The organism is Caenispirillum bisanense, assembly GCF_039523075.1.
In the GTDB taxonomy this organism is placed as follows: Bacteria; Pseudomonadota; Alphaproteobacteria; order Rhodospirillales; family Rhodospirillaceae; genus Caenispirillum; species Caenispirillum bisanense.
The window spans coordinates 42,043-53,857 of the sequence record NZ_BAAAEP010000030.1 but is presented as its reverse complement, the minus strand read 5'-3'; the positions used below and the strand labels follow the sequence as shown (position 1 = coordinate 53,857).

Below are 11,815 nucleotides of genomic sequence, written 5' to 3'. Positions count from 1 at the left end.
CCCTGCGCCCGCCCCCGCCGCCGCGCCGGCGGAGGCGCAGACGGCCGCCGTCCCTCCGCCGCCGCCGGCTGCCGCACCGCCCGCCGCGACGGTGGAGGAGCCGGACAAGCCGGATGTCCGCACCGCCGGCAATCCGGCCCCCAGCTTCGACCGCCTGTCCGCCCCGCCGGGCAAGCCGGAACCGCTGAAGGCGGCGCCGGTGTCCGATCTGGTGCGCAACACGCCGGCCGGGCCGCTGCCCATCGCCGCGCCCGACGGCCGCAAGGCCTGGAACACCTACGCCAAGCCCTTCAACGCCCCTGCCGGCACGCCGCGGGTGGCGGTGGTGGTGGCCGACCTCGGCCTGATGCCGGCGGCCACCGACGCCGCTATCACCAAGCTGCCGGCCGGCGTGACGCTCGCCTTCAGCCCCTACGGCTTCGACATTCCGCAGGCCATGCAGCGGGCGCGCGAGGCCGGGCACGAGGTGATGATGGCGCTGCCCATGGAAGACCGCGGCTTCCCGGCCCACGATCCCGGTCCGCTCGGCCTCAACTCGTTGCTGCCGGCCAACGACAACCTGATCCGCCTCAACACCATCCTCACCAAGGGGGTCGGTTATGTCGGCCTGCTCGGCCGTGGCGGCGCCACCTTCACCGCCAAGCCGGAACTGATGAAGCCGGTGCTCGACACCATCGCCCGCTCCGGCCTGCTGTACCTGCAGCCGAGCAGCGGCGTGCAGCTGGCGTCCTACGGCCAGATCGCCACGCCGACGGCGGTGGTCGACCTGACGCTGGACGAACGCCCCTTCCGCGCCGCCATCGACGCCCGCCTGCGGGCGCTGGAGGCGCTGGCCAAGGAACGCGGCAGCGCCGTCGCCGTCATCTCGCCGACGCCGCTCGCCTTCGATGCCGTCTCCAGCTGGCTGGCCGAGGCCCAGGCGCGCGGCATCGCGCTGGCGCCGGTGTCGGCCGTCGTGCGTCCCTGATCCCCTGCCGGAGTGACCGCCCCGCCATGACCGCCGTCGATCCCGCCGCCCTCCCCTACCGCAAGTGCGCCGGCCTGATGCTGGTGAATGCCGACGGGCTGGTGTTCGTCGCCCGCCGCAAGGACACGCCGGACGCCTGGCAGATGCCCCAGGGCGGCATCGACAAGGGCGAGACGCCCCGCGACGCCGCCCTGCGCGAGCTGGAGGAGGAAATCGGCACCAGCAAGGCGGAGATCATCGCCGAAAGCGCCGACTGGCTGCGCTACGACCTGCCGGCGGAGCTGGTGGGCAAGGTGTGGAAGGGCAAGTACCGCGGCCAGGAGCAGAAGTGGTTCCTGCTGCGCTTCACCGGCCGCGACGAGGACATCGACATCAACACCCGCCACCCCGAGTTCGACGCCTGGAAGTGGGCGCCGGTGGACGACCTGCCGGCCATGATCGTCCCCTTCAAGCGCCCCATCTACGACGCCCTGGTGGCCGAGTTCGGGCCTCAGGTGAAGGCGCTGGCGGCCGGCTGAACCGGCCCCCGGCGCATGTGCAGCAGCGGGTAGGGGCGGCCCGTGGGGTCGAGCGGCGAGCGCCCCGTCACCACGAAGCCGAGACGGTGATAGAACGCGACGCCGCCGGCGTTCTGCTCGTTCACGTCCACCGTCAGGGCGGCGCCGCCGGCCTGCACCGCCGCATCCAGGATCAGCCGCCGGCCGATGCCGCGGTCATGGCTGTCCGGCGCCACGAACAGCGCGTCCACATGGCTGCCGGTCAGGCCGAGGAAGCCGGCCGGGCGGCCGTCCGCCTCCGCCACCGTCAGGGCCGCCGCCGGCAGGTACTCCCGCCGCACCAGCCCGGCATAGAACGACAGGTCGGCCGGGGCGAGGAAGGCATGGGTCGCCTGCACCGCCGTCAGCCAGATGTCGAACAGGGCGTCGAGGTCGGCCGCCGTCGCCGGCCGCAGCAGCACCGGCAGCAGCGCCGCGGGCCCCCCTCCGCCGCCGCTCATTCGCTTGCCACCGTCAGGTCGCCGACGGTGATGCGGTGGCGCAGCTGCTCGATCTCGGCCCGCATGGCGGCGGTGAGGGCGGCGTTGTGCTCGTCGAAGGCGACGCCGACGCCGTCGTCGCGCAGGCCCAGCACCGTCTGGCCGGGCTTCCAGGCATCGCGGCCGAGCATGGCGGCGGCCACCATCACCGCCCGGTCCACCCGCTTCACGGCGCTGGTCAGCATGGTGCCGGGGTGCAGGTAGTTCTGGTTGGCGTCCACCCCGATGGCGAGGCAGCCGGCATCGCGCGCCGCCTGATAGACGCCGAGGCCGCTCGCCCCGGCGGCGGCGAACAGCACGTCGGCGCCGGCCTCGATCTGCTGGCGGGCCAGCAGCAGGCCGCTGAACGGATCGTCCCAGGCCGCCGACTCGGTGCCCAGCACCGCCGCCAGCACCCGCCCCTGCGGCCGGGTGAACTGGAACCCCTGGCGGAAGCCGGCGCGGAAGCGGCGGATGGGCGGCACCTCCACCCCGCCGATGAAGCCGGCGATGCCGCTGCGGCTGGCGAGCCCGGCCATGGCGCCGGCGAGGAAGGCCGCCTCGTGGTCGGCGAAGCTGATGGCGGCGACGTTGGGCAGGTCGGCCTCGCCGTCGATGACGACGAAGCGGCGGTTGGGCTGCTCGCGCGCCACCTGCTCCACCACCGGCACGATGCCGGCGCCGACGGTGATGACGAAGGTGTGCTGCGCCGCCGCCGCCAGCACCACCTCCAGCCGCGCCGCCGGTTCCGGCACCTCGTATTCCACCAGCGCCGCCGCCTCCCGGCGGCGGACCTCCTGCACCCCCTGATAGGCCAGTTGCAGGAAGCCCTTGTCCATCTTGCCGCCGACGTCATAGACGATGGCGGCGGTGGGCGGCGCGGCGGTTGCCGCCGTCGTCAGCACCACCGCCAGCACGGCCGTCAGCGCCGGGGCCAGCAGGACGAGCAGCAGCCGCGCGACGGCGCCCCTCATGCGCAGGCCGCCTGCCGGCTGTCGGCGATGAAGCGCTGGAAGTCGCCCGACTCCATGGGCTTGCCCCAGTAGTAGCCCTGCCCCAGGTGACAGCCTTCGGAGCGGAAGAAGGCCACGTGGTCGGCGGTCTCGATGCCCTCCGCCACCACCTCCAGCCCGAAGTCGCGGGCGATGTTCATGATGGCGCGGGTGATGCGGACGTCGTCCTCGTTGCGCAGCATCTCGCGCACGAAGGACTGGTCGATCTTCAGGCAGGTGACGCGCAGCCGCTTCAGGTAGGACAGCGACGAGTAGCCGGTGCCGAAATCGTCGATGGCGAGGCTCACCCCCAGGCTGCGCAGCCCGTCGAGCATGCGCAGCACCTTGGCGCCGTCGGTCATGATGACGCTTTCGGTGATCTCCACCTCCAGGCTCTCGGGGCCGAGGCCGGCGCCGTGCAGCGCCCGTTCCACCATCTCCACCACGTCCTGGCAGAGGAACTGCACCGCCGAGACGTTCACCGCCACCTTCAGCGGCGGCAGGCCGGCCTCGCGCCAGGCGCGGTTCTGGCGGCAGGCCTCGTGCATCACCCACTCGCCCAAGGGCACGATGAGGCCGGAGCGTTCCGCCACCGGGATGAACTGGGCCGGGTTGATGCGGCCGCGCTGCGGGTGCTCCCACCGCACCAGCGCCTCCATGCCGACGCAGGCGCCGGAGGAGATGTCGATCTTCGGCTGGTAGAGCAGGCGGAACTGGCCGTCGTCGATGGCCCGCCGCAGCTCGCCGCGGATGGCCTTGCGCTCCTGCTGCTGCTCGCCGAGGCGCGGGGTGTAGACCCGCACCCGCCCCACCGGCTCGGCCTTGGCGCTGTTCATGGCCAGTTCGGCGCGGCTCAGCAGGTCGGCGGGGCGGCGGCCGTCGCGCGGGAAGTAGCTGATGCCGAAGGCGCCGCGCACCTCGATGCTCAGGCCCTCCACGTCCACCGGCTGGGCCAGCACCTGGGCGAACTGGTCGACATAGGCGGCGAGGTTGCCGTCGCTGTCGTTCAGGGCCGCCGCCACCACGGCGAAGTCGTCGCCGCCCAGCCGCGCCACCACGTCGCCCGGCCGCACCCGGCGGCGCAGCCGTTCCGCCACCGCCACCAGCACGCGGTCGCCGGTGGAATGGCCGAAGGTGTCGTTGATGTCCTTGAAGCCGTCCAGGTTGAGGAAGATGACGGCGCCGCTTTCCTCGACCGCCAGCCGCTCGGTCACCGCCGCCTCGAAGGCCATGCGATTGCCGAGGCCGGTGAGCGGATCATGCCGCGCCAGATGCGCCGCCCGCCCCATGGCATCGCGGAAGGTGGCCAGCGCCTGCCCCATGGCCGTCACCTCGTCGCTGCCGTCCACCGGCACCGGGTGATCGAGGTCGCCGGCGGCGATGGCGCGCATGCTGTGGTCCAGCCGCGACAGCCGCCGCACCACGCTGCGCCCGACATATAGCCAGGCGATGAGCAGCGCTCCGGCCAGGGCGGCGGCCGACACCACCGCCAGCACCACCTTGCTGCGGGTCAGCATGGTGGAGGCGGCGGCGCGTTCCAGCCCGGCGGCCTGCTGCGCTTCCGACGTCAGGGCGGTGATGAGGGTGGCCAGTTCGCCGGCCTGGCGCTGCAGGTCGGCAAAGCGGGCGGCGGCCACTTCGGTCGCCGCCAGTTCGCGGCCGCGCAGGGCGGGCAGACCGTCGCTGCCCGCCGCCAGCCCGCGCAGGCGCTGCAGGAAGGAGGCCATGGCCGAGGCCATCTGCGGCGTCATGGCCGGCAGGTGTTCGTCCTTCAGGGTCTCCACCGACCGCAGCACCGTATCGATGGTCCGCAACTGGCGGCTGACGTCGGCGGCGGTCTCGGCATCGCGCACGCCGGCCAGCAGCACCAGCAGGCGGTTGATCTCGGTCAGGAAGGCCCAGCGCAGGCCGCCCGATTCGCCGGGACCGGCCACCAGCAGGCGGTATTCCTGATGCAGCACGTCCAGCTGCTCCAGCAGCGCCGCCTGCTGCGCCGCCAGATCCCGGCGGTGGCGCATGGCGGAGCGCAGCAGCTGCAGGTTGGCGCTGGCGCGCGCCGCCGCCTCGCCCACCCGCCGCAGCTCGACGGTTTCACCCAGGGCCTGGGCGACCTGGCGATGGGCGGCCAGGAAGGCTTCCTCCGCCTGCGCCACCTTGGCCGATTCCGCCGCCAGCTGCAGGTCCGTTTCGGCGAAGATGATGGAGGGCGCGCCCCCCACCAGGGCATTGGCCCGCTGCGCCAGTTGCGACAGCGCCACCACGCCGGGAATGCGCTCGGCCGTGAAGCCGTCCAGCACCGTGGCGGTGCGGGCGAAGGTGGCCCACGCCAGTCCGGTCACCAGCACCGACATGCCGGCAATGGCGACGAAGGCGAGCCACAGCTTGGCCCGAATTCCGAATCGCGCCGGCGGAGGGGTCGGGGTCGGCGGCGTGGCGGCTCCGGCCATGGGGTCTTCCCGGAGTCAGGGTGGAGACGGAGGTATAATACCCGCGGATTATGTCGATCGACCGGAGAGCGGCCAGTTACAGTTTTTGAACATCGCTGCCGGCAAGGGTCCGACACCTACAGGTACCAGCAATGCGCGCGGCAGGGAAGCGCGGCCATGGGCGCAGTGGGGGCTTTGCCGGCGGCGGACCGGCCTCAGGCGGCGGCCTTCAGTTCCTCGCTCATGCGGCGGGAGCGGCTGGCGATGTAGCGCCACATCATGGCGCCGAAGAAGCGGCCGAATCGACCCTGCGGGCTGATGCCGGCCGCCTTCAGCACCATGTTGGAGGCCCGTTCCACATGCGGCGGCCGGTACAGGCTGAAGGCGCGCGCCGCATAGGCCAGGTTGGCGGTCTTGCGGTCGTAGGGGGTGCCTTCGGGGAAGTTGCCGCAGTGGTAGGCGTAGGAGAGTTCGTCGTCCTCCGACTCCTTGATGCGCGACAGGGCGACCAGGATGCGCTTCCAGGTCGGCACGTTCTCGCGCTCCAGGTACTTCTGCATGTGGGTGTAGAACATCTTGAAGTGCCGGAACTCGTCGCCGGCGATGCGGTGGCAGATGTCCTTCAGCACCGGCTCGTCGGTGGCGTCGCGCAGGGCGGAGTAGAACGAGCTGGTGCCGGTCTCGACGATGCAGCGGGCGATCAGCTCGCCGGTGCGCGAACCGCGGATCGACTCGGTGGCGTCCAGCTGGATCTGGTAGCCCTCGCGGAACCGGCGGAAGGCATCGCGATAGTCGAACGACGGATCGGCCATCTCCGCCCAGCGGCCGAGGGCGTCGCCGTGCTGCACCTCCTCGTCCTCCCAGTGGGCGGCCATGTCGCTGAAATAGGCGTCGTCGGTGAAGACGTTGCGGAGGTAGGCGGTATAGTCGGCGGCGTTGCGCTCCACCATGGCGGCGGCCTTGATCACCCGCAGGATGTCCGGGTCGACCCGCGACCGGTCGAAGCGGTCCCAGGGAATGTCGTCCATCGTCCAATGTTTCATGGTGACTTGCCCGTCGGTTGCCGTTACGCCCGTTTCCCCACCCCCAGGTTGGTGGCAAAGGAAGCGGATTCAAGCCGGTAGGATGCGAGTGCGTCGCACAAGGGGCCTTGTTTACACCCTGCGGCGCGGCTTGCAAAGGCCGGCGCCGTGCGCCATCGCCGATCAGGGGAGACAGGGACACGCCGACCGGACGCCCCCTGCCCGTCCGCCGGGCGCCTCCCTGCCCCCAAGCGCAAGGGGCCGGCCACCCGACGGTGACCGGCCCCTTGCGGTATCGCTGCGGCAGCCGGGTGCGGCTGCCCGCATGCCTCAGGCGAGCGCCGCCCGCATGGCCTCGGCGACCGCCAGCTGGCGCTGCGCCTGGGCCTTCTCGGCGGGGGTATCGGCTTCCTGCGCGGCGTCGCGGGCGGCCTGCAGCCGCTTCTCGACCGTCTCGCGGGACAGATCCTCAAGGCGCACGGCCTCTTCCGCCAGCACCGTGCAGCGCTCTTCGGTCACTTCGGCGAAGCCGCCGGCGACGAAGATGCGGTTGGCGACGGCGCCGTTCTTGTAGATGTCGAGCACGCCGGGGCGCACGGTCGACAGCAGGGGGGAGTGGCGCGGCAGGGCACCGAAGTTGCCCTCGGCGCCCGGCACCACCACCATCTCGACCGGCTCGGAGACCAGCAGCTTCTCCGGCGAGACCAGTTCGAATTCAAGCGTTTCCGCCATGGTACCTCCGACGGCCCGTATGTGCCGCAACGGCGCGTGGGCCCAACCTTACGCGAAGACGGGGAGCGACCGAACCGTGGCCGGCCGCTCCCGACCTCTGTGATACCGACCGCTTACGCGGCTTCGGCAGCCATCTTCTTGGCCTTCTCGACGGCTTCCTCGATGGTGCCGACCATGTAGAAGGCCTGCTCCGGCAGGTGGTCGTAGGAGCCTTCGACGATGCCCTTGAAGCCGCGGATGGTGTCGTCCAGCTGGACGAACACGCCCGGGGTGCCGGTGAACACTTCGGCGACGTGGAAGGGCTGCGACAGGTAGCGCTGGATCTTGCGGGCGCGGGCGACGGTCAGCTTGTCTTCTTCCGACAGTTCGTCCATGCCCAGGATCGCGATGATGTCCTGCAGCGACTTGTAGGCCTGCAGCACGCGCTGCACTTCACGGGCGGTCTTGTAGTGCTCCTCGCCGACCACCTTCGGGTCCAGCGCACGCGAGGTCGAGTCCAGCGGGTCGACGGCCGGGTAGATGCCCAGCTCGGCGATCTGGCGCGACAGCACGGTGGTGGCGTCCAGGTGGGCGAAGGAGGTGGCGGGCGCCGGGTCGGTCAGGTCGTCGGCGGGCACGTAAATGGCCTGCACCGAGGTGATCGAACCCTTGTTGGTCGACGTGATGCGCTCCTGCAGGGCACCCATGTCGGTCGACAGGGTCGGCTGGTAACCCACCGCGGACGGAATGCGGCCGAGCAGCGCCGACACTTCCGAGCCCGCCTGGGTGAAGCGGAAGATGTTGTCGACGAAGAACAGCACGTCCTGGCCTTCCTCGTCGCGGAAGTATTCCGCCTGGGTCAGACCGGACAGGGCGACGCGGGCGCGGGCACCCGGCGGCTCGTTCATCTGGCCGTAGACCAGAGCGGCCTTGGAGTTGCCGCCTTCGAGGTCGATAACGCCCGACTCGATCATTTCGTGGTAGAGGTCGTTGCCCTCACGGGTACGCTCACCGACGCCGGCGAACACGGAGTAACCGCCGTGGCCCTTCGCGACGTTGTTGATGAGTTCCATGATGAGCACGGTCTTGCCCACGCCGGCGCCGCCGAACAGGCCGACCTTGCCGCCCTTGGTGTACGGGGCGAGCAGGTCGATGACCTTGATGCCGGTGACGAGAATTTCGGTCTCGGTCGACTGCTCGGCGAAGGTCGGGGCGGAACGGTGGATCGGCCACTTGGCCTTGCTGACCACCGGGCCGCGCTCGTCCACCGGCTCGCCGATGACGTTCATGATGCGGCCGAGGGTCTCGGGGCCGACCGGCACCAGGATCGGGGCGCCGGTGGCGGTCGCCTTGGCGCCGCGGGTCAGGCCGTCGGTCGAGTCCATGGCGATGGTACGGACCGTCGACTCACCGAGATGCTGCGCGACTTCGAGAACCAGCCGGTTGCCGTTGTTGTCGACCTCAAGGGCCGACAGGATGTTCGGCAGCTCGCCTTCGAACTTGACGTCCACGACGGCGCCCAGGATCTGGGTGATCGTACCGACGTTGTTCTGCGCCATGGAATGAACTCCTATCGTACCACTGACGTGGAATTTGAATTGCGTGTCGGCTGAACGGAGACGGGAAACCGGGGCGCCCTTAAAGGGCCTCGGCACCGGAGATGATTTCGATCAGTTCCTTCGTAATCATCGCCTGGCGCGTGCGGTTGTAGGTCAGCGTCAGCTTGTTGATCATCTCGCCGGCATTGCGGGTGGCGTTGTCCATCGCGGCCATCCGCGCCCCCTGCTCGGAAGCGGCGTTCTCGAGCAGAGCCGAGAAGATCTGCATGGCGACGTTGCGCGGCAGCAGCTCGGCCAGGATGCCTTCTTCCGAAGGCTCGTACTCGTACATCGCCTTCGGACCGGCCGGCGCCTCGTTGGCGTTGGCGGCCTGCGGCAGGGCGAACGGGATCAGCTGCTGGCGGGTGACCACCTGGCTGATCGCCGACTTGAACTTGTTGTAAATGATCGTGCAGACGTCGAACTCGCCGGCCTCGAACATGGTCAGCACGCGGCTGGCGATGGCGTCGGCTTCGGCGAAGGCGAGGCCGCGACGGCCCACGCCTTCATAACCGTCGATGATGAGCCTGGCATAGTCGCGCTTCAGTGCGTCGCGGCCCTTGCGGCCGACGCACAGAACCTTGACCTGCTTGCCCTCGGCCAGCAGCTCGGCAATCGTGTTGCGGGCGGCACGCACGATGGAGCCGTTGAAGCCGCCGCACAGGCCGCGATCCGCCGTCATGACGACCACCAGGTGGACGTCGGACTTGCCGGTGCCGGACAGCAGCTTCGGCGCGCCGGGGAGGCCGGCCATGGAGCCGGCCAGATTCCCCAGCATACGACCCATCCGCTCGGCGTAGGGACGGCCAGCTTCGGCGGCTTCCTGGGCGCGACGCAGCTTGGACGCCGCCACCATCTTCATGGCGGAGGTGATCTTCTGCGTCGACTTCACCGAGGCGATACGCCCGCGAAGGTCCTTCAAGCTAGGCATGGAGTAGAGACCCTTCCTTCAGCCGTTGCGGATGCCGTCGATTACGCCGCGAAGGACTTCGCGAAGCCGTCCAGGAAGGACTTCAGCTTGTCCTGGGTGTCGTCCGACAGTTTCTGCTCGGAACGGATGGCCTGCAGGATGCCCGGCGCCTTGGCCTTCATCTCGTGCAGCATTTCGCGCTCGAAGCGGTTGACGGCGTTGACCGGCAGCTTGTCGAGGTAGCCCTTGGTGCCGGCGAAGATCGACACCACCTGCTCTTCGACCGGCAGCGGCGAGAACTGCGCCTGCTTCAGCAGCTCGGTCAGACGCTCGCCGCGGGCCAGCAGGCGCTGGGTGGCCGGGTCGAGGTCGGAGGCGAACTGGGCGAAGGCCGCCATTTCGCGGTACTGCGCGAGTTCCAGCTTGATCGTGCCGGCAACCTGCTTCATCGCCTTGATCTGGGCGGCGGAGCCGACGCGCGACACCGACAGACCGACGTTCACGGCCGGGCGGATGCCCTTGAAGAACAGGCCCGTCTCCAGGAAGATCTGGCCGTCGGTGATGGAGATCACGTTGGTCGGAATGTACGCCGACACGTCACCGGCCTGGGTTTCGATGACCGGCAGGGCGGTCAGCGAGCCGGCGCCGTTCTCGTCGTTCAGCTTCGCGGCGCGTTCCAGCAGGCGGGAGTGCAGGTAGAACACGTCGCCCGGGTAGGCTTCGCGTCCCGGCGGACGACGCAGCAGCAGCGACATCTGACGGTAGGCGACGGCCTGCTTGGAGAGGTCGTCGTAGAAGATGACGGCGTGCATGCCGTTGTCGCGGAAGAACTCGCCCATGGCGCAGCCGGTGTACGGCGCCAGGAACTGCATCGGGGCGGGGTCGGAGGCGGTGGCGGCGACGACGATGGTGTAGTCGAGCGCACCGTTCTCGGCCAGGGTCTTCACGACCTGGGCGACGGTGGAACGCTTCTGACCGACGGCGACGTAGATGCAGAAGAGCTTTTCCTTGTCGCTCTTCGCGGCGTCGTTGATCGTCTTCTGGTTGATGATGGTGTCCAGAATGACGGCGGTCTTGCCGGTCTGACGGTCACCGATGATCAGCTCGCGCTGGCCGCGGCCGACCGGGATCAGGGCGTCGATGGCCTTGAGGCCGGTCTGCACCGGCTCGTGCACCGACTTGCGCGGGATGATGCCCGGGGCCTTCACTTCGGCGCGCTTGCGCTCGGCGCCGACGAGGTCGCCCTTGCCGTCGATGACCTGACCGAGACCGTCGACCACGCGACCCAGCAGCGACATGCCGACCGGCACGTCCACGATGGCGCCGGTACGCTTGACGACGTCGCCTTCCTTGATGCTGGTGTCGTCGCCGAAGATCACGACGCCGACGTTGTCGGTTTCGAGGTTCAGGGCCATGCCCTTGATGCCGCCCGGGAACTCGACCATTTCGCCGGCCTGGACGTTGTCGAGACCGTAGATGCGGGCAATACCGTCGCCGACCGACAGGACGCGACCGACCTCGGCGACATCAGCCTCGGTGCCGAACGTGGCGATCTGTTCCTTCAGGATAGCGGAGATTTCCGCGGCGCGGATTTCCATCACCCAACCCCTTTCATGGCGAGCTGAAGTCTTTGCAGCTTCGTGCGGAGAGAATTGTCGATCATGCGCGACCCGACGCGGACGACGAGGCCGCCGATCAGCGAAGGATCGACGGCCGTCGAGAGCGCAACGTCCTTGCCGGTCGCCTGCTTGAGAGAGGCGGCCAGGGCGTCGCGCTGCGCATCGGTCAGCGGCTTGGCGGAGACGACTTCGGCGGTGACCTCGCCGCGCTTGGCGGCAAGCTTCGCCAGGAAGGCGTCGATGATGCCGGGCAGCGCGAACAGCCGGCGATTGGTGGCCGCAAGGCCGAGGAAGTTACGGGTGAGGTCCTGCATGCCGGCCTTTTCGGCCAGCGCGGTCACGCCCTTGACCTGCTCCTCGCGCGACAGCACAGGGCTCTCGACGAAGCGACGGAAGTCGGCGCTCTCGGCGATCATGGCCTTGAGATCGCGCAGGTCGCCGGCCACCTGGTCCAGGACGCCCTTTTCCTCGGTCAGCTCGAAGAGCGCCGAGGCGTAGCGGTCGGCCAGGCCGGTAGTTGCTGTTTCGGATGCCACGTGCGACTAGCCCCAGTGT

At 69.7% G+C, this 11,815-nt stretch carries 11 protein-coding genes; 2 read left to right on the top strand and 9 right to left on the bottom strand.

The genetic code is table 11. From position 1 onward, the window contains the following. Both ABD056_RS14185 and ABD056_RS14180 read left to right on the top strand, forming a co-directional pair. Positions 1 to 967 (top strand): divergent polysaccharide deacetylase family protein (locus tag ABD056_RS14185; protein ID WP_343867604.1); only part of this gene is annotated, 967 nt, incomplete at its 5' end. Positions 968 to 993: 26 nt separating this feature from the next. After that, positions 994 to 1,485 (top strand): RNA pyrophosphohydrolase, encoded by a 492-nt coding sequence (locus ABD056_RS14180; RefSeq protein WP_343867603.1) that lies wholly within the window; start codon positions 994 to 996, stop codon positions 1,483 to 1,485. Here ABD056_RS14180 and ABD056_RS14175 read toward each other — a convergent pair. From ABD056_RS14175 to ABD056_RS14135, 9 genes are all read right to left on the bottom strand, one after another. Then, a complete protein-coding gene (locus ABD056_RS14175) occupies positions 1,458 to 1,964 on the bottom strand; it encodes a GNAT family N-acetyltransferase (RefSeq protein ID WP_343867602.1) in 507 nt (168 codons plus the stop codon). The two genes, ABD056_RS14180 and ABD056_RS14175, sit on opposite strands and share 28 nt — an antisense overlap. Beyond that, positions 1,961 to 2,956, bottom strand: a complete 996-nt coding sequence (locus ABD056_RS14170) for a BMP family ABC transporter substrate-binding protein (RefSeq protein WP_343867601.1) — start codon at positions 2,954 to 2,956, stop codon at positions 1,961 to 1,963. The genes ABD056_RS14175 and ABD056_RS14170 overlap by 4 nt, the downstream gene beginning before the upstream one ends. Continuing rightward, positions 2,953 to 5,421, bottom strand: coding sequence for a putative bifunctional diguanylate cyclase/phosphodiesterase (locus ABD056_RS14165; protein WP_343867599.1), 2,469 nt, complete (start codon positions 5,419 to 5,421; stop codon positions 2,953 to 2,955). The genes ABD056_RS14170 and ABD056_RS14165 overlap by 4 nt, the downstream gene beginning before the upstream one ends. Positions 5,422 to 5,615: 194 nt before the next feature. Further along, positions 5,616 to 6,428, bottom strand: a complete 813-nt coding sequence (locus ABD056_RS14160; protein ID WP_343867597.1) for a ferritin-like domain-containing protein — start codon at positions 6,426 to 6,428, stop codon at positions 5,616 to 5,618. A gap of 324 nt (positions 6,429 to 6,752) precedes the next feature. Next, on the bottom strand, positions 6,753 to 7,154 hold the full coding sequence (locus tag ABD056_RS14155) for a F0F1 ATP synthase subunit epsilon (protein ID WP_343867595.1): 402 nt from the start codon (positions 7,152 to 7,154) through the stop codon (positions 6,753 to 6,755). A gap of 113 nt (positions 7,155 to 7,267) precedes the next feature. Further along, positions 7,268 to 8,692 (bottom strand): F0F1 ATP synthase subunit beta, encoded by a 1,425-nt coding sequence (atpD, locus tag ABD056_RS14150; protein ID WP_343867593.1) that lies wholly within the window; start codon positions 8,690 to 8,692, stop codon positions 7,268 to 7,270. A gap of 79 nt (positions 8,693 to 8,771) precedes the next feature. Further along, on the bottom strand, positions 8,772 to 9,662 hold the full coding sequence (locus ABD056_RS14145; RefSeq protein WP_343867592.1) for a F0F1 ATP synthase subunit gamma: 891 nt from the start codon (positions 9,660 to 9,662) through the stop codon (positions 8,772 to 8,774). 41 nt (positions 9,663 to 9,703) lie between these two features. Then, positions 9,704 to 11,239: a F0F1 ATP synthase subunit alpha gene (gene atpA, locus ABD056_RS14140; protein WP_343867590.1), complete on the bottom strand. Its 1,536-nt coding sequence runs from the start codon at positions 11,237 to 11,239 to the stop codon at positions 9,704 to 9,706. Next, complete coding sequence (locus ABD056_RS14135; RefSeq protein ID WP_343867588.1) at positions 11,239 to 11,796, bottom strand: F0F1 ATP synthase subunit delta; 558 nt, start codon at positions 11,794 to 11,796, stop codon at positions 11,239 to 11,241. The genes atpA and ABD056_RS14135 overlap by 1 nt, the downstream gene beginning before the upstream one ends. Positions 11,797 to 11,815 lie beyond the last annotated feature (19 nt).